A 17,291-nucleotide genomic window follows, 5' to 3' on the forward strand; every position below is an offset into this window, starting at 1 on the left:
CTGCCGTTTCACATGTCAGGCCTCGGCCTTGGGCCGGGCGTCGACGCCCGCCTCCTTGCGCTGCCCGGCCGTGATGGGCGTGGGCGCGCCGGTGAGCGGGTCGAAGCCGGAGGCCGTCTTCGGGAACGCGATCACGTCGCGGATCGAGTCGCCGGACGACAGCAGCATGCAGATGCGGTCCCAGCCGTAGGCGATGCCGCCATGCGGGGGCGGGCCGTACTTGAACGCCTCCAGCAGGAAGCCGAACTTGCTCTCGGCCTCCTCCTTGGAGATGCCGAGCACGTCGAAGACGCGCTGCTGCATCTCGGCGCGGTGGATACGGATCGAGCCGCCGCCGATCTCCATGCCGTTGCAGACCATGTCGTAGGCGTAGGCGAGCGCCTCGCCCGGATGGTCCTGGAAGTTGTCGGCCCACTCCGGCTTCGGGCCGGTGAAGGGGTGGTGGACCGCGGTCCAGCCGCCCTCGCCGTCCTCCTCGAACATGGGCGCGTCGACGACCCACAGGAACGACCACTGCGACTCGTCGATGAGCCCGCAGCGCCGGCCGATCTCCAGGCGGGCGGCGCCCAGCAGGTCGCGGGCGGCGTTGCGGGCGCCGGCGGCGAAGAACACCGCGTCGCCGGGGGCGGCGCCCACCTTGTCGGCCAGGCCGGAGATCTCCTGCTCGGAGAGGTTCTTGGCGACCGGGCCGCCGAGCGTGCCGTCTTCCTGGACCAGGACGTAGGCCAGGCCCTTGGCGCCGCGGCTGCGCGCCCACTCCTGCCAGCCGTCGAGCTCCTTGCGCGTCTGGGAGCCGCCGCCCGGCATGACGACCGCGCCCACGTGGTCGGCCTGGAAGACGCGGAAGGAGGTGCCGGAGAAGTAGTCGGTCATGTCGACGAGCTCCTGGCCGAAGCGCAGGTCGGGCTTGTCGGAGCCGTAGCGGGCCATCGCGTCGGCGTAGGTCATGCGGGGCAGCGGCATGGGGATGTCGTAGCCGAGGATCTCCCGCCACAACCGGGCGACGAGCTTCTCGCCGACCTCGATGACGTCCTCCTGGTCGACGAAGGACATCTCGATGTCGATCTGGGTGAACTCCGGCTGCCGGTCGGCGCGCAGGTCCTCGTCGCGGTAGCACTTGGCGAGCTGGTAGTAGCGCTCCAGACCGGCCACCTGGAGCAGCTGCTTGAACAGCTGCGGCGACTGGGGCAGGGCGTACCAGTTGCCCGGCTGGAGCCGGACGGGCACCAGGAAGTCGCGGGCGCCCTCGGGCGTGGAGCGGGTCAGCGTCGGCGTCTCGACGTAGACGAAGCCGAGCTCGTTCATCACCTCGTTGGCGAGGTAGGTCGCCTTGGAGCGCACCCGCATCGCCTCGGCCACCTGCTGGCGGCGGATGTCGAGGTAGCGGTACTTCAGCCGGGCCTCCTCGGAGACGCCCACGCCGCCCTCGATGGGGAACGGCAGCGGCGCCGACTCGCTGAGCACCTCGACCGTGTCGGCCACGACCTCGACCGCGCCGGTGGGCAGGTCGGGGTTCTCGTTGCCCTCGGGGCGCACGCGGACCTGCCCGACCACCTTCACGCAGTATTCGGCGCGCAGGTCGTGGGCGTGGTCCTCCTCGCGGAAAACCACCTGCGCCGAGCCGGAGGCGTCGCGCAGGTCGATGAAGACCACGCCGCCGTGGTCACGGCGGCGGGCCACCCATCCTGCGAGCGTCACCTGCTGCCCGGCGTGCTCCTCGCGGAGCGACCCGGCCGTATGCGTGCGGATCACTGCACTTTCCCCTTCAAGACGTCCACGACCTGGGCCAGCGGCACCTCGGTCTGCTCAGCGGTGGTCAGGTCCTTCACTTGCACGGCTTGCGCCGCGAGGTCACGCCCGCCCAGGATCAGCGCGTAGCGGGCCCCCGAGCGGTCGGCGCCCTTCATCGCTCCCTTGAGCCCCTTGCCGCCGAAGGCCATGTCGGCGCGCACGCCGGCCTCGCGCAGCTCGGCCACGAGCAGGAACATCCGGCGGCGGGCGTCGTCACCCAGCGCGACACCGTACACCTGGACGCCGTCGGGCGCGGCATCGCCGAGCAGACCCTCGGACTCCATGGCCAGGATCGTGCGGTCGACGCCGAGCGCCCAGCCGACGCTGGGCAGCGGCGGGCCGCCGAGCATCTCGCTGAGCCCGTCGTAGCGGCCGCCGCCGCCGATCGCCGACTGCGAGCCGAGCCCGCCGTGGACGAACTCGAACGTGGTGCGCGTGTAGTAGTCGAGCCCGCGCACCAGCCGCGGGTCGTCCTCGTACGGGACGCCTGCGGCCTTCAGCAGGCCGCGGACCTCCTCGTGGTAGGCATTGCAGGCGGCGCAGAGGTGGTCGACCACCAGGGGCGCGCCGCCGAGCTGGGCCTGGACCTCGGGGCGCTTGTCGTCGAGCACGCGCAGCGGGTTGATCTCGATGCGGGCCCGCGTCTCCTCGTCCAGGTCGAGCCCGCGCAGGAACTCCTGCAGCGCGGCGCGGTAGGCGGGGCGGCAGGCCTTGTCGCCGAGCGAGTTGAGCAGCAGCGTGTACGCGCGCAGGCCGAGCGCGGCGAAGCCCCGGGCGGCGAGCACGATCAGCTCGGCGTCGAGCGCCGGGTCCTCGGCGCCCAGCGCCTCCGCGCCCACCTGCCAGAAGTGGCGGTAGCGGCCCTTCTGGGCGCGCTCGTAGCGGAACTGGCTCCCCGAGTACCACAGTTTCACCGGCAGCTGGCCGTTGTGCAGACCGTGCTGGAGCACGGCGCGCACCACCGACGCCGTGCCCTCCGGGCGCAGCGTCAGCGAGCGGCCCTTCTTGTCGGGGAAGGTGTACATCTCCTTGGAGACGATGTCGGTCGACTCGCCCACTCCCCTGGCGAACAGCTGGGTGTCTTCGAAGACCGGCGTCTCGACGTAGCCGTAACCCGCGCGCCTGGCCGGGGCGACGAGCGCCTCACGGACGGCGAGCACCTGCTCGGAGCGGGGCGGCAGCCAGTCGAAGGTGCCTTTCGGTGCTTGGAAGGTCATCAGATTCCTCTTGTGGGACCGGCGTGCGGCGCGGCCTCCTTGAGATAAGGATTGGTGGCGCGCTCGCGGCCGATCGTGGTCTGTGGTCCATGGCCCGGCAGGACGACCGTATCGTCAGACAGCGGCAGGCACTTGGCAGCAAGGCTGCGCAGGATCGTCGGATAGTCTCCGCCCGGCAGGTCGGTGCGGCCGATGGAGCCGGCGAACAACAGGTCTCCGGAGAACATCACGCCGCGGCCCGCGTCTCCCCTGAAGCTCACCGACCCCCTGGTATGGCCGGGCGTGTGGTCGACGACCAGCTCCATGCCCGCCAGCTCCAGCGTGGCGCCGTCGGTCAGCTCGCGCACGTCGTCGGGCTCGCTGAGCGTGAGGTCGCCGAAGAGCGAGGAGCTCGTGGCCGACCAGCCCGCCGCCGGGTCGCTGAGCAGATGGCGGTCCTCGGGGTGGATCCAGGCAGGAACGTTTCGCGCGCCGCACACGGGGGCGACCGACCAGACGTGGTCGAGGTGGCCGTGGGTCAGCAGGACCGCGACCGGCTTGAGCCGGTGCTCACGCAACAGCTCGTCGACCCCCTCGACAGCATCCTGACCAGGGTCTATGATCACGCACTCCTCGCCTTCCGCGGGCGCGATGACGTAACAATTGGTCTGGAAGGCCCCTGCGGGGAAGCCGGCGATGAGCATCTGCCTCAGCTGATCTCGTCAAAAAAGCCAATGGGAATGTAACCGAAGGGTACCGGTGCGGGTCGCCGGGCTGCGAATCATCGGTCATTGGCCGATACGATTCGCCCACCTCAGTTGATTGACTACGGGAGGCAAAGCGGTGTCCACGGGCAGGGACCGGCAGAAGCAGCTGGCACGCGAGCACTACGAGCGCCAACAGCAGCGGCGGGTCGAACGCGAGCAGCGCAACAAGCGCATGGCGATCATCGGGTCCACCGTGGGCGTCGTCGTCGTGGTCGGCGGCATCGTGGCCGCGGTCGCCCTGCTGGGCGGCGGCGACGAGCCGACCGAGGCGGCCGCCTCGCCGACGCCCGAGGCCAGCGCCTCCACCGCGGCGGCCCCGCAGCCGAAGCCGTACGACCCGAAGACGGGCACCTGCGGCTACGTCCCCGACACCGGCGAGGGCAAGGTCAAGGACGTCGGCACGCCTCCGGCGGAGGTGAAGGTGAAGCCCGCCAAGAAGACGATGACGATGAAGACCGGTCTGGGCGACATCGTGGTCGAGCTCGACAACGCCAAGGCGCCGTGCACGGTCAACTCGCTGCAGTTCCTGGCGAAGAAGGGCTACTACGACGGCAGCAAGTGCCACCGGCTCGGCAACGACCAGTTCCCGATGCTGCAGTGCGGCGACCCGACCGCCGCGGCCGACGGCAAGAGCCCTCAGGACGGCATGGGCGGCCCCGGCTACGTGATGGTGGAGGAGAACCTCGAAGGCGCCTCCTACAAGCGGGGCGTGATGGCGATGGCCAAGACGGCCCGGCCGGGCAGCACGGGCAGCCAGTTCTTCCTGGTGTACGGCGATATCCAGCTCGACCCGCTTTACACGCCGGTGGGTACGATCACGAAGGGGCTCGACATCCTGGACAAGGTGAACAAGGCGGGTGCCATCGCCGGTTCGGGCGACGGCACCGGAGCGCCGAAGGAAACCGTCGAAATCAAAGACGTGACAATCAGTGGCAAGAGCTGACGTAATACAAACTAGGGACAAACAGTCCCGAAGGGTCTGATGGAAAGTGCGGGAGGACACGGTGAGCACCGACCCGTGGGGCCGGGTAGACGACGACGGCACCGTCTACGTGCGAACGGCTGAGGGAGAGCGGGCCGTCGGGTCCTGGCAGGCCGGTGAACCCGAAGAGGCGCTGGCCTACTTCCATCGCAAGTACGACGAGCTGGCGGGTCAGGTACAACTGCTTGAGCAGCGCGTGCGCGGCACCGACCTGGCCCCGGCTCAGGCCGAGGCGAGCATCGCCAAGCTGCGCGAGGCCGTGGCCGACGCGCACGCCATCGGTGACCTCGGCGCGCTCACGGCCCGTCTCGACGGGCTGACCGCGCTCGTCGCGCAGCGCCGCGAGGAGCTGAAGGCGGCCCGCGAGGCCGCCCGCGCCGAGGCCAAGGCCGTCAAGGAGCGGATCGTCGCCGAGGCCGAGCGCATCGCCGAGGAGACCACCCACTGGAAGTCCGGCGGCGAGCGGCTGCGCCAGCTCGTCGAGGAGTGGAAGGCCGCCGACCGGATCGACAGGGTGACGGAGGCGCAGCTGTGGAAGCGGCTGTCGACCGCACGCACCGCCTTCGCCAAGCGCCGCAAGGCATACTTCGCCACGCTCGACGAGCAGCGCGAGGGCGTGCGGGCCGCCAAGGAGGCCATCGTCGCCGAGGCCGAGGCGATCGCCGACTCCAGCGACTGGGGGCCGACCGCGGCCGCCTACCGCGACCTGATGCAGCGCTGGAAGAGCGCCGGTCGGGCGTCCAGAGAGGTCGAGGACGAGCTGTGGGGGCGTTTCAAGGCCGCCCAGGACCAGTTCTTCCAGGCCCGCTCCGCGGTGTTCGCCGAGCGCGACGCCTCGCTCGCCGCCAACGCGCAGGTGAAGGAGGAGCTGCTGATCGAGGCCGAGAAGCTGCTCCCCGTCACCGACGTGCGCACCGCCCGGGGCCAGCTCCGCCACATCCTGGAGCGCTGGGAGGCGGCGGGCCCGGTGCCCCGCGAGCATCGGGACCGTCTGGAGGGCGGGCTGCGCAAGGTGGACGAGGCCGTCCGCAAGGCCGAGGACGCCGAGTGGAAGCGGTCCAACCCCGAGGCCAGGGCCCGCGCCCAGAGCACCGTCGACCAGCTCCGCACCTCCATCGAGCAGTTGGAGAAGCGCCTGGCGAAGGCGGAGACGGCCGGCCGCGCCAAGGACGTCAAGGAGGCGGAGGAGGCGATCACCGCCCGCCGCGCCTGGCTGGAGGAGGCCGAGCGCACGCTCGCCGAGTTCAGCTGACCTCCCCCGCCCCGCGCGAGCACCGCCCACCGCCCGCGCGGGGCACCGCCACGACCGGAAGCCCCTCCCCCACCACGGCTGGAAGTGGCCCAGCCCTCGCGGGACACACCTGCGGGTCACGCCGCAGCCCGGTAACGCGCCTGCCCGCACGGGGACAGCCCTGTGAATCACCCCCGCGCTCGGAACCGCCCGCGCGGGACAGCGCGCTCGGAAGTGGTCTCGATCATGGCGGGGTCCGTTGGCTATCGTGGCGGCCATGGATCCCCTGAGCGATGCCCGCGCCCTGGTCGCCGAGCTGTTCCCGCAGGCGTGGTGTGCCCTGCTCGGCGGCAGTGTGACGGCCGGGCGCCGGACCCCCACCTCCGACCTCGACATCGTGGTCGTCGTCGAAGGGCTCGCGGAGCCGTACCGGGAGTCCCTGCGCTGGCACGACTGGCCGGTCGACCTGCTGGCGCACAGCCGGACCAGCCTGGACGTGTGGCTGGAGCGCGACTTCGGCGGGCGGCAGCCCGTGCTGGCCAGGCTCTGCGCCGAGGGGGTCGTGCTGACCGACCGGAGCGCGGGAGAGCTGGAACGGCTCAGGGACGAGCTGAGAGGACGCCTCGCGGCCGGCCCCGGCGCCGTCCGGAAGCCCGCGCTCGACCGGGCCCGTTACGTGCTCTCCGACCTGCTGGACGACCTGACCGGGGCGACCGACCCGGGTGAGCTGGCGTTCACCGGGTGGAGCGTCATCCAGGAGACCGCCCTGCTGGCGCTGTCGCTGGACGAGCGGTGGCAGGGCAGCGGGAAGTGGCTGCTGCGCGAGCTGCGCGCGTACGACCCGGAGCTGGCCGCGGCGCTGCTGAAGGCGCGGGAGACGCCGGACGAGCTGGCCGAGGTGGCCGGGCGGGTGCTGGAGCGCGCCGGAGGACGCCTGTGGGAGGGCTACCGGGTGACCGGCGACGTCTTCCACCGCCCGCTGCGGCACGTCACCCCGGACGGCCTGTCGGAGGCGACGGTGCAGAGCGCGGGCATGCGGCGCCTGGCCGCCGTCAGCGACGCCACCACCGGGTCGCGGCGGCTGTGGATGGGCCAGACGCACGTGCCGCCCTCGACCCACTCCGCCGACCACCACCACGGCGAGTCGGAGACGGCGATCTACGTGGTGAGCGGGACCCCGGTGTTCGTCTTCCTCGACGGCGACCGGGAGCGGCGGATCGAGACCGGGCCGGGCGACTACGTGTTCGTGCCGCCGTTCGTCCCGCACCGCGAGGAGAACCCCGACCCCGACACGGAGGCGGTCGTGGTCATCGCCCGCAGCACGCAGGAGGCCATCGTGGTCGACCTGCCGGACCTGCGGATGCGCTGACCGCCTCGGTCAGCTGCCGGCGCCGCTGACCCGGTAGACGTCGTAGACGCCCTGGATGCCCCGCACCGCCCTCAGGACGTGGCCCAGGTGCTTCGGATCGCCCATCTCGAAGGTGAACTTGCTGACGGCCACCCGGTCGCGGGAGGTCGTCACGGACGCGCTGAGGATGTTGACGTGCTGGTCGGAGAGCGTACGGGTGACGTCGGACAGCAGCCTGGGCCGGTCGAGCGCCTCCACCTGGATGGCCACCAGGAACACGCTGTCGTCGCCCGGCGACCAGCTGACCTCCACCAGCCGGTCGGGCTGCGACCTGAGCTGCTGGATGTTGGTGCAGTCGGAGCGGTGGACCGAGACGCCGTGACCGCGGGTGACGAAGCCGACGATCTCGTCGCCCGGCACGGGGGTGCAGCACTTGGAGAGCCGGACCCACACGTCGGCGTCGCCCGCCACCACCACGCCGGCGCCGCCACCGCCTCTGGGACGGCCGCGCAGCCGGGTCGGCAGCGAGGTCTCGGCGATGTCCTCCTCGGCGCTCTCCACGCCGCCGATGGACGCCACGAGCTTCTGCACGACCGTCTGGGCGGCCGTGTGGCCCTCGCCGACGGCCGCGTAGAGGGCGGACACGTCGGGATAGCGCAGGTCGCGGGCGAGGGCCAGGAGCGCCTCGCCGGACATCAGCCGCTGCAGCGGCAGGCCCTGCTTGCGCATCGCCCGGCCGATGGCCTCCTTGCCCGCCTCGATCGCGGTCTCGCGGCGCTCCTTGGAGAACCACTGGCGGATCTTGTTGCGGGCGCGGCCGGACTTGACGAACTTCAGCCAGTCGCGCGACGGGCCGGCGTCGGGCGACTTGGAGGTGAAGATCTCGACCGTGTCGCCGTTGCCCAGCCTCGACTCCAGCGGCACCAGCCGGCCGTTGACCCGGGCGCCGATGCAGCGGTGGCCCACCTCGGTGTGCACCGCGTAGGCGAAGTCGACGGGGGTGCCGCCCTCGGGCAGGGCGATGACCTGGCCCTTCGGGGTGAAGACGTAGACCTCGGACACCGACAGGTCGAACCGGAGCGACTCCAGGAACTCGCCCGGGTCGGAGGTCTCCTTCTGCCAGTCGAGGAGCTGGCGCAGCCACGCCATGTCGCTGCCCGGTTTGACCTTGCCGACGGGCCCCGGGCCGCCGACCTCCTCCTTGTACTTCCAGTGCGCGGCCACGCCGTATTCGGCCCTGTGGTGCATGGCGTGGGTGCGGATCTGCAGCTCCACCGGCTTGCCCTCGGGACCGATCACCGTGGTGTGCAGCGATTGGTACATGTTGAACTTGGGCATCGCGATGTAGTCCTTGAACCGGCCGGGCACCGGGTTCCAGCGCGCGTGGATCGTTCCGAGCGCCGCATAACAGTCGCGTACGGTGTCGACGAGGACCCGGATGCCCACCAGGTCGTAGATGTCGTCGAAGGCCACGTCACGGGCGATCATCTTCTGGTAGACCGAGTAGTAGTGCTTCGGCCTGCCCTTGACCACGGCTCGGATCCTGGCCTCGCGCAGGTCGCCGGAGACCTTCTCGATGACCTCCTGCAGGAACAGGTCGCGCCGCGGCGCCCGCTCCGAGACCATGCGCGCGATCTCGTCGTAGCGCTTGGGGTAGAGCATGGCGAAGGCCAGGTCTTCGAGCTCCCACTTGATCGTGTTCATGCCCAGGCGGTGGGCCAGCGGGGCGAAGATCTCCAGCGTCTCGCGGGACTTCTGGTGGCGCTTGTGCTCCGGGAGGTAGCGCATGGTGCGCATGTTGTGGAGCCGGTCGGCCAGCTTGATGATCAGCACCCGGATGTCGCGGGACATGGCCACGACCATCTTGCGCACGGTCTCGGCCTGCGCCGCGTCACCGAACTTGACCTTGTCGAGCTTGGTGACGCCGTCGACCAGGGAGGCGATCGTGTCGCCGAAGTCGCCGCGCAGCTCGTCGAGGCCGTAGGCGGTGTCTTCGACCGTGTCGTGCAGCAGGGCCGCGCAGAGCGTCTCGTCGTCGGTGCCGAGCTCGGCGAGGATGGTCGCCACCGCCAGCGGGTGGGTGATGTACGGGTCACCGCTCTTGCGCTTCTGGTCGCGGTGGTGGTGAGCCGCCATGTCGTAGGCGCGCTCGATCAGGCGCAGGTCGGCTTTGGGGTGGGTGGCTCGGACGGTGCGGAAGAGCGGCTCCAGCACCGGATTCATGGCCCCACCCCCAAACCGCCGTCGGCGCGCCGCAGGCGCGGCCGGGGCGGCCTCACCTTGGGCGGCGGCACCACCCGCGTCCGTTACGTCGGGCACGACCACATCACGGGGCACTCAGACTCCTCACGTTCGAGTCCAGATCCCCAGTGTATCCAGGCGACGCACCTGGACCGCCTCGGGTCCTCCTCAGACGATCACGAGGGAGCGGATCTCCACTCCCCGCAGGCGCTCGCGCCCCTTCAGGAAGGCGAGCTCCATCAGCACGGACACGCCCACCACCTCGGCCCCCGCCCTGCGCACCAGCTCCACCGACGCCGCCGCCGTGCCACCCGTGGCCAGCACGTCGTCGACGATGAGCACCCGGTCACCAGGCGAGAACGCGTCGTCGTGCACCTCGATGGTCGCCGAACCGTACTCCAGATCGTAGGACTCTTCCAGCACGGCGGCAGGCAGTTTGCCCTTCTTACGCACGGGCACGAAGCCCGCTCCCTCCTGGTACGCCACCGGCGCGGCCAGGATGAACCCGCGTGCCTCGATCCCCACGATCTTGTCGGCCTCGAACCCCTCGGCCAGCCCGTCGACCACGGCGCGGAACGCGGTGTGGTCGGCGAGCAGCGGGGTGATGTCCTTGAACATCACGCCCGGCTTGGGATAGTCGGGCACGTCCCGGATGTGCTCCAGGATCGTGGTGGAGAGGTCGCTCATGCCGTGCTCCTCGGGAGAGGTCGACGCTGGAAGGGTCGGCGAGCCGCGGTCCGCGCCCGCCGGGCTTCATGATGGCGCATTCCGGGCGGCCCCACACGCCCGCCTCCGACGTGGCCGTCAGGGCGCGCCCAAGGCTGCGCCCCCACCCAGGCTCGGGCGGGGGCGCGAGGGGCCAGGGGGGCGGCTCAGCCCTTGGCCGCGGCCGCGCGCTTGGCGCCGCCCTTGCCACTGCCCTTGCCGCCGCCGGTGGAGGCGAGCCTCCTGGCGATGGCTTGGTACTTCGGCTCGCGCTCCTTGAGCGTCACCAGCATCGGGGTGGCCACGCAGATCGAGGAGTAGGTGCCGACGATCATGCCGACGAACAGGGCCAGCGCGAGGTCCTTCAGCGTGCCCGCGCCCAGCACGGTGGTGCCGATGAACAGGATCGCCGCCACCGGCAGGATCGCGACCAGCGACGTGTTGAGCGAGCGGATCAGCGTGTGGTTGAGCGCGTCGTTGGCGGCCATCGAGTAGGTCTGCTTCGACGTGGTGCCGAGCTTGGCCGTGACTTCCTTGATCATGTCGAACACCACGACCGCGTCGTAGAGCGAGTAACCCAGGATGGTCAGGAAGCCCAGCAGCGTCGCCGGCGTGACCTCGAACCCGGACCAGGCGTAGACGCCGGCCGTGATGATGAGGTCGTGCAGCAGCGCGACGATCGCGGCCAGCGCCATCTTCGGCTCGAACGCCATCGACAGGTACAAGATGATCGCCACCATGAAGGCGACCAGGCCCCACAGCGCCTTGGTGGAGACCTCACCACCCCACGACGCGCCGATCGACTGCACGTTGACCTGGTCGAGGGGGGTGCCGAACTCCTTGGAGATCACGTCCTGCATCTGCAGGCTCTGGCGCTCGGCGAGCGTCTCGGTGGTGACGCGGTAGCGCTCGCCGGCCGTCTGCACGATCGGCTGGTGGATGCCCTGCTCCAGGAACGTCTCGCGCACTTCCTGCACGCTGACGGTCGTCTTCGGCTGGAAGGAGAAGACCGAGCCGCCCTTGAACTCGACGCCCAGGTTGAGCCCGTTGATGAGCAGGCCGGCGAGGGAGACCGCCAGCAGCGCGGCAGACAGGCTGTACCACAGCCGCCACTTGCCGACGAAGTCGACGTCGATCTCGCCCCGGTAGAGGCGACGCCCCAGTCCCATCTCAGGCCTCCTGCGGGGTGGTCTTGCGGCCGGTCTCGACGGCGCTCATGCGCTCGGCGTCCAGGCCGGACAGCGGGTGTCCCTTGGCGAAGAACTTCAGCCTCGCCAGCAGCGCGATGAACGGCTTGGTGAACATGAACACCACCACGACGTCGATCAGCGTGGTGAGGCCCATCGCGAACGCGAAGCCCGCGACCCCGCCCACCGCGAGCAGGTAGAGCACGATCGCGGCGATGAACATGACGGCGTCGGCGATCAGGATCGTGCGCCGGGCGCGTACCCAGGCCACCTCGACGGCGGCGCGAAGGGTGCGCCGGCCTTCCTTCATCTCGTCGCGTATGCGTTCGAAGTAGACGATGAACGAGTCGGCGGTGATGCCGATCGAGACCACCAGGCCGATGATGTGGGGCAGGGAGAGCCGGAAACCGGCGTTCTGGCCCAGCACGACCACCGCGGTGTAGGTGAGGATCGAGGCGACCACGAGGCTCAGCACGGCCACGATGCCCAGGCCGCGGTAGTAGAGCAGGCAGTAGACGACCACGAGGGCCAGGCCGATGATGCCGGAGACGAGGCCGCCTTGGAGCTGGTCCTGACCGAGGGTCGAGGAGACCGTGTCGATGGAGCTGCGCTCGAACTTCAGCGGGAGCGCGCCGTACTTGAGCTGCTCGGCGAGCTCGGTGGCGCTCTGCTGGTTGAAGCCGCCGGTGATCTCGGCGCGACCGCCGGGGATCGGGCTGATGATGTTGGGGGCGGTGATCACGACGCCGTCGAGGACCACCGCGACCTTGTTGCGGGGCTCCTGCGAGTTGTAGGCGGTGGAGGTGAGCTTGCTCCACTCGCTGGCGCCGGCGCTCTTGAAGTCGAGCTGGACCACCCATTCGGTGCTGCCCTGCTGGACGCCCGCGGTGGCGGTGTCGATGTCGGTGCCGACGACCTTGGCCACGTCGAGGACGTACTTGAAGCTGCCGTCGGACTCACACGCGGCGTACTGCTTGGCGGGGTCGTCCTGGACGCCCTGGCCGCGGTTCTTCGGGTCGGTGCAGTCGAGCGCGGTGTACTGCTTGAGCACCGCCGGGTCGATGCCGCCGGTGTTGATCTGCGCGGTCGGGTCTTGAGCGTTGGGGTCTTGTGAGGGCTCGGCGGTCGCGGACGGCGAGGGTGTCGCCTTCTTGTCCTTGCTGCCCCGGTCGCCCTGCCTGGGTGTCTGGGAGGGCGAGGGCGACGGGTCGGTCAGCGCCGACGACAGCCCCTTGCCGGTGGGCGACACGGACGGCGAGACCGACGACTGCGGCCGGGCCGACTGGCTGGGCGACACCGACGGCGCCGACGACGGGGCCGTCGACGCCGTCGGGGAGGCGTCCGGGCTGGGCGCCTCGGTGGCCAGTTGCTCCTGCGCGATGGGGGTCATCTCCATCGCGAGGACCTGCCGGAAGCGGAGCTCGGCAGTGGTGGCGACCAGCTCGATGGCCTCGCTCTGCCCGACGCCGGGGATCGAGATGATGATGTTGTCGCCGGACTTGGCGACCTCGGCGTCGGAGATGCCGGTGCCGTTGACCCTGTCGCGGATGATGTTGACCGCGCGGTCGAGGATCTCCTCAGGAGGGGAGGCACCGTTCTGGGTAACTGGTGACAGGGTCACCGTCGTACCGCCGGCGAGGTCGAGTCCGAGCTTCGGCGTGAACGCCTGCTGCAAGAACATCGTCCCGCCCAGGGCGAGGATGAGCGCCAGGAGCAGCAGGAGCGTGCGCCCCGGCTTGCTGTGGCTGCTGGTCGGTCGGGCCACTGGTCGTCAGTTCTTTCGGATTGGGGGTTTGAGGTCAGGACTGCTTGCGGGAGTCCTGGCCGCCGTTGCGATCCGCGGTGGTGTCGTCCTCGTCCGCCGTCTCGTCGACGACAGGCTCATCGACGACGGGGTCGCCGGGCGTCACGACACGGCCGATGGCGGCCTTCACCCAGCGCGTCTCGATGTTGGGCGCGATCTCGAGGATAACGTCCTCATTGTCGACGGCGACCACCGTGCCGAAAAGACCTGTCGTCGTCATGACTCGGGTGCCGGGCGTCAACGAGTTCTGCATCTGGATCGCCTCCTGCTGGCGCTTGCGCTGCGGGCGAATCAGCAGGAAGTAGAACACCACCACCAGAAGGATCAGCGGCGCGATGCTCATGAGTTGGTCCATCAGGGGCGACCTTCCATCTTCGTACAGAGAGTTGACACCGGCGTGCCGCCGGAAATTCCGCGGTTGCGGGCCGCGCCGCTCAGCGCATCAGCCTACACAGCCAGCCAAGCCACGGAGTGTAGGCGCTTGTTGCGAAACGCGGCAACGAAGCAGCGTTTCGGCGCGCGGGGAAGTTCCCGATTCGCACTGGTTGCAACCGATCTGTGATCAGGTGGAATATCCGGCACCGAACGCGTCGGGCGGGGGAGTCATCCCGAGATGCGTCCATGCGGCGGCCGTGGCGACCCGGCCGCGCGGGGTGCGCGCGATCAGGCCCTGCCGCACCAGGAACGGCTCGGCCACCACCTCGACGGTCTCGGGCTCCTCCCCCACGGACACGGCCAGGGTGGACAGGCCGACGGGGCCGCCGCCGAACTTGCGCAGCAGCGCGCCGAGCACCGCCCGGTCGAGCCGGTCGAGCCCTTCGCCGTCGACCTCGTACAGCTCGAGCGCCTTGGCGGCCACCTCGCGGTCGACGACGCCGTCCGCGCGCACGTCGGCGAAGTCGCGCACGCGGCGCAGCAGCCGGTTGGCGATGCGCGGGGTGCCGCGCGAGCGCCTGGCGATCTCGTTGGCGGCGTCGTCGGGCAGCTCGACCGCGAGCAGCGCGGCCGAGCGGCGCAGCACCTGCTCCAGCTCACCGGTCTCGTAGAAGTCCATGTGGGCGGTGAAGCCGAACCGGTCGCGCAGCGGGGCCGGCAGCAGGCCCGCCCGGGTGGTGGCGCCGACGAGCGTGAACGGGGCGATGTCGAGCGGGATGGCGGTGGCGCCGGGGCCCTTGCCGACGACGATGTCGACCCGGAAGTCCTCCATCGCCATGTAGAGCATCTCCTCGGCGGGGCGGGCCATCCGGTGGATCTCGTCGATGAACAGCACCTCGCCCTCGGCCAGCGTCGACAGGATGGCCGCCAGGTCGCCGGCCCGTTCCAGCGCGGGGCCCGAGGTGATGCGCAGCGGCGCGGCCAGCTCGGCCGCGATGATCATCGCGAGCGTGGTCTTGCCCAGCCCGGGCGAGCCGCTCATCAGCACGTGGTCGGGCGGACGCTGCCGCCGGAGCGCGCTCTCCAGCACCAGGGACAGCTGCTCGCGCACCCGCGCCTGGCCGATGAACTCCGCCAGCCGCTTGGGCCGCAGCGCCGCCTCGATCTGCCGCTCCTCGCCGTCGGCGTCGGGTGAGACGAGCTCTCGTTCGAAGCTCATCGGCGGGTCACCTCCGCGCGCACCGCGGTGGGGCGGGTCATCGGACGCTCAGCGCGCGGAGCGCGGACTTCAGGAGGGCGGCGATCTGGGGGGCGCGGCCGGCGGCGAGGTCGGCCTCCGCCTGGGGCTCGACGGCGGCGACGGCCTCGTCGGCGTCCTTACCCGAGTAGCCCAGCCCGACGAGGCCCGAGTGGACCTGCTCCCGCCAGACGGTGTCGGGGCGCGGCCCGTTGAGCGCGGCGTCGACCGCCTCGGGAGAGGCGCCCAGGCGGTCCTTCAGCTCCAGGACGATCCGCTGGGCGCCCTTCTGGCCGATGCCCGGCACCTGGGTGAGCGCCTTGAGGTCGGCCGAGGCCACGGCCACGCGCAGCGCCTGCGGGGAGTGGACGGCGAGCATGGCCAGGGCGAGCTTGGGCCCGACGCCGCTGGCCGTCTGGAGCATCTCGAAGACGGTGCGCTCGTCGTCGGTCGCGAACCCGTACAGCGTGAGGGACTCCTCGCGCACCACGAGCGAGGTGGACAGGCGCGCTTCCTGCCCCGACTTGAGCGTGGCGAGGGTGCCGGGCGTGCAGTGGACCAGGATGCCGACGCCGCCGACCTCGACGACGGCCGCGTCGGGGGCGATGGCGGTCACCCGGCCGGTCACGGAGGCGATCACAGCCGGGAGTCCTTCCGTCCGGCCCGGGCGACGGCGGCGGCCAGGCGGTGCTGGGCGCCGCCGCGCCACACGTGGCAGATGGCCAGCGCGAGCGCGTCGGCGGCGTCGGCGGGCTTGGGCATCTCGCTCAGCCGCAGCAGCCGGGTGACCATGGCGCCGACCTGCTTCTTGTCGGCGGTGCCGCTGCCGGTGATGGCTGCCTTGACCTCGGACGGCGTGTGCAGGGCGACCGGCAGGCCGCGGCGCGCGGCGCACAGCACGGCGATGCCCGCGGCCTGGGCGGTGCCCATGACGGTGCGGACGTTGTGCTGGCTGAAGACCCGCTCGACCGCGACGGCGTCGGGCCGCACGTCGTCGAGCCACTGCTCGATGCCGGCCTCGATGCCGACGAGCCGGTTGCCCAGCTCGTCGTCGGCGGAGGTGCGCACCACCCCGACGGCCACCAGGCTGAGCGGCGCGCCCGGACGCCCCTCGACGGCCCCCAGGCCGCACCGGGTCAGCCCCGGATCGACGCCCATCACCCGCACCGGCATGCCTCCCCGCGCCCGCCGAACACTAGTTCGGCACGAGACTCTACCCCGCCCGGCCTGCTCGCGCACCGGGAAACGCCTGTCAGAAGTAGTCGAGCATGTACGGACGGGCGTGGAAGGCGGCGTCGAGCACCTCGTCGTGGCGCTCGTCGCCGGTCATGAGCCCGCCGCGCCGCAGCGTGGCGGTGGGGACGCCCGCGTACAGGGCCGAGAACCCGTTCGCGCTCAGCGCCGGCGCGTCGGCCTCTCCCTGCTGGGACCCGGTGTCTAGACGGGTGGCCGCGCCGGAGCCGCCGTCGAACTCCAGGCGCCACACGCCCGCGTTGCCGGCCCGCAGCGGGTCCTCCACCCGCACGACGGCGGCGCCGCGCACGGCGGCGGAGTAGCCCCGGCGGGTCACCGCCGCGTCCAGGTCGATCACCCGGAACATCCACCGCACCTGGTCGGCGGTCTCCTTCGACCGCTCGCGCAGCAGCCACAGCACCGGGTCGTCGGGCGTGACCACGGCCTTGACCCGCTTGGCGATCGACGAGGACGTGCCGACCAGGGACCACAGCGCCCTGGCGGTCTCGACCGAGCCGGCGACGAGGGTGTCGACCTCGATGTCCGGACCGTCCCATCGGTAGATGACGAACCCGTCGTCGGCCAGGTAGAGGAAGTCGTCCTCGTCCTCCAGCCAGAGCCGCCAGATGTCCTCGCCGTAGGAGATCGGGCCGCTGGCCCGCGCCGCGCCGTGCACCCGGTGCAGCAGGGCGATGACCTCGGCGGCGTCGTCGGGGCCCATCCGGCGCAGCTTGACGTCCTTGGTCTGCCGGATCGTGCGCAGCGCCTCGGCGGGCAGGCTCATCAGGTGCTGGGCGCCGGCGTGCTCGTAGCCGAGCGACCGGTAGATGGGGGTGGTGGCGGGATAGAGCGCGGACACGGCGTCGCCGAGCTCGGCGGCCCGCTCGATCGTGGCCCGCATGATGAGGCGGCCGACGCCGCGCCCTCGGTCTTCCGGGCTGACGGTCACGCCGGCGATGCCGGACATGGGCTGCGGCTTGCCGTGCCACCACTGGGTGAACGGCCGCAGCCGGGTCGCGGCCGCGAGCCGGCCGCCGTCGAAGGCGCCGAGGTAGCGGCCCGCGGCCAGCGTGGGGTTCACCATCTTGCGGAAGGTCGCCACGTCGGAGGCCGAGATGGGGCCGAAGGCGCGCTTGCGTAGGTCGAGGACGGCATCGAGGTCGTCGGCCGTCAGGTCACGGATGTCCACAACCG

Annotated in this window: 15 protein-coding genes; 3 read left to right on the top strand and 12 right to left on the bottom strand. The window is 71.0% G+C overall.

Annotated elements, in window-relative coordinates; translation table 11 throughout:
• Positions 1-15: 15 nt before the first annotated feature.
• From aspS to ACGFI7_RS39135, 3 genes are read right to left on the bottom strand one after another with little or no spacing between them, the layout of a single operon-like run.
• The gene (gene aspS / locus ACGFI7_RS39125) at positions 16-1,752 is read right to left on the bottom strand and encodes an aspartate--tRNA ligase (protein ID WP_393413954.1); all 1,737 of its coding nucleotides are present in this window, start codon (positions 1,750-1,752) and stop codon (positions 16-18) included.
• Positions 1,749-3,008, bottom strand: a complete 1,260-nt coding sequence (hisS, locus tag ACGFI7_RS39130) for a histidine--tRNA ligase (protein ID WP_393413957.1) — start codon at positions 3,006-3,008, stop codon at positions 1,749-1,751. The genes aspS and hisS overlap by 4 nt, the downstream gene beginning before the upstream one ends.
• Positions 3,008-3,691 (bottom strand): MBL fold metallo-hydrolase, encoded by a 684-nt coding sequence (locus ACGFI7_RS39135; RefSeq protein ID WP_393413960.1) that lies wholly within the window; start codon positions 3,689-3,691, stop codon positions 3,008-3,010. Before ACGFI7_RS39135 ends, hisS begins: the two co-directional genes overlap by 1 nt.
• 139 nt (positions 3,692-3,830) lie before the next feature.
• Between ACGFI7_RS39135 and ACGFI7_RS39140 the strand changes: the two genes are divergently transcribed.
• From ACGFI7_RS39140 to ACGFI7_RS39150, 3 genes are all read left to right on the top strand, one after another.
• Positions 3,831-4,697: a peptidylprolyl isomerase gene (locus ACGFI7_RS39140; RefSeq protein ID WP_393413963.1), complete on the top strand. Its 867-nt coding sequence runs from the start codon at positions 3,831-3,833 to the stop codon at positions 4,695-4,697.
• Between the two features lie 61 nt (positions 4,698-4,758).
• Positions 4,759-5,988, top strand: coding sequence for a DUF349 domain-containing protein (locus ACGFI7_RS39145; RefSeq protein WP_393413966.1), 1,230 nt, complete (start codon positions 4,759-4,761; stop codon positions 5,986-5,988).
• 256 nt (positions 5,989-6,244) lie between these two features.
• Positions 6,245-7,336, top strand: a complete 1,092-nt coding sequence (locus tag ACGFI7_RS39150) for a cupin domain-containing protein (protein ID WP_393413969.1) — start codon at positions 6,245-6,247, stop codon at positions 7,334-7,336.
• Positions 7,337-7,345: 9 nt separating this feature from the next.
• On the opposite strand, the gene ACGFI7_RS39155 is transcribed toward ACGFI7_RS39150, so the two are convergent.
• The 9 genes from ACGFI7_RS39155 to eis form a co-directional block, all read right to left on the bottom strand.
• A complete protein-coding gene (locus tag ACGFI7_RS39155) occupies positions 7,346-9,538 on the bottom strand; it encodes a RelA/SpoT family protein (protein ID WP_393413972.1) in 2,193 nt (730 codons plus the stop codon).
• A gap of 186 nt (positions 9,539-9,724) precedes the next feature.
• The gene (locus ACGFI7_RS39160; RefSeq protein ID WP_393413975.1) at positions 9,725-10,243 is read right to left on the bottom strand and encodes an adenine phosphoribosyltransferase; all 519 of its coding nucleotides are present in this window, start codon (positions 10,241-10,243) and stop codon (positions 9,725-9,727) included.
• A 185-nt stretch (positions 10,244-10,428) separates the two neighbouring features.
• On the bottom strand, positions 10,429-11,430 hold the full coding sequence (gene secF, locus ACGFI7_RS39165; RefSeq protein WP_393413978.1) for a protein translocase subunit SecF: 1,002 nt from the start codon (positions 11,428-11,430) through the stop codon (positions 10,429-10,431).
• A gap of 1 nt (position 11,431) precedes the next feature.
• Complete coding sequence (gene secD, locus ACGFI7_RS39170; protein WP_393413981.1) at positions 11,432-13,213, bottom strand: protein translocase subunit SecD; 1,782 nt, start codon at positions 13,211-13,213, stop codon at positions 11,432-11,434.
• Between the two features lie 34 nt (positions 13,214-13,247).
• Positions 13,248-13,595: a preprotein translocase subunit YajC gene (gene yajC, locus ACGFI7_RS39175; RefSeq protein WP_393413984.1), complete on the bottom strand. Its 348-nt coding sequence runs from the start codon at positions 13,593-13,595 to the stop codon at positions 13,248-13,250.
• A gap of 219 nt (positions 13,596-13,814) precedes the next feature.
• Positions 13,815-14,846 carry a Holliday junction branch migration DNA helicase RuvB gene (ruvB, locus tag ACGFI7_RS39180; RefSeq protein WP_393413987.1) on the bottom strand — a complete coding sequence of 344 codons (1,032 nt, stop codon included), beginning with the start codon at positions 14,844-14,846 and terminating at the stop codon, positions 13,815-13,817.
• 37 nt (positions 14,847-14,883) lie between these two features.
• On the bottom strand, positions 14,884-15,504 hold the full coding sequence (gene ruvA, locus ACGFI7_RS39185) for a Holliday junction branch migration protein RuvA (RefSeq protein ID WP_393413990.1): 621 nt from the start codon (positions 15,502-15,504) through the stop codon (positions 14,884-14,886).
• Positions 15,501-16,031 carry a crossover junction endodeoxyribonuclease RuvC gene (gene ruvC, locus ACGFI7_RS39190; protein ID WP_393414255.1) on the bottom strand — a complete coding sequence of 177 codons (531 nt, stop codon included), beginning with the start codon at positions 16,029-16,031 and terminating at the stop codon, positions 15,501-15,503. The genes ruvA and ruvC overlap by 4 nt, the downstream gene beginning before the upstream one ends.
• 85 nt (positions 16,032-16,116) lie before the next feature.
• Positions 16,117-17,286 (bottom strand): enhanced intracellular survival protein Eis, encoded by a 1,170-nt coding sequence (eis, locus tag ACGFI7_RS39195; protein ID WP_393413993.1) that lies wholly within the window; start codon positions 17,284-17,286, stop codon positions 16,117-16,119.
• Positions 17,287-17,291: the final 5 nt, after the last annotated feature.

Source organism: Nonomuraea sp. NPDC048826, assembly GCF_043198225.1.
In the GTDB taxonomy this organism is placed as follows: Bacteria; Actinomycetota; Actinomycetes; order Streptosporangiales; family Streptosporangiaceae; genus Nonomuraea.

Coding starts and splice junctions, on each gene's coding strand:
- ACGFI7_RS39135 (WP_393413960.1), bottom strand. CDS start 3,691: ATGCTCATCGCCGGCTTCCCCGCAGGGGCCTTCCAGACCAATTGTTAC.
- yajC (WP_393413984.1), bottom strand. CDS start 13,595: ATGAGCATCGCGCCGCTGATCCTTCTGGTGGTGGTGTTCTACTTCCTG.
- ACGFI7_RS39150 (WP_393413969.1), top strand. CDS start 6,245: ATGGATCCCCTGAGCGATGCCCGCGCCCTGGTCGCCGAGCTGTTCCCG.
- secF (WP_393413978.1), bottom strand. CDS start 11,430: ATGGGACTGGGGCGTCGCCTCTACCGGGGCGAGATCGACGTCGACTTC.
- hisS (WP_393413957.1), bottom strand. CDS start 3,008: ATGACCTTCCAAGCACCGAAAGGCACCTTCGACTGGCTGCCGCCCCGC.
- ACGFI7_RS39160 (WP_393413975.1), bottom strand. CDS start 10,243: ATGAGCGACCTCTCCACCACGATCCTGGAGCACATCCGGGACGTGCCC.
- ruvB (WP_393413987.1), bottom strand. CDS start 14,846: ATGAGCTTCGAACGAGAGCTCGTCTCACCCGACGCCGACGGCGAGGAG.
- ACGFI7_RS39155 (WP_393413972.1), bottom strand. CDS start 9,538: ATGAATCCGGTGCTGGAGCCGCTCTTCCGCACCGTCCGAGCCACCCAC.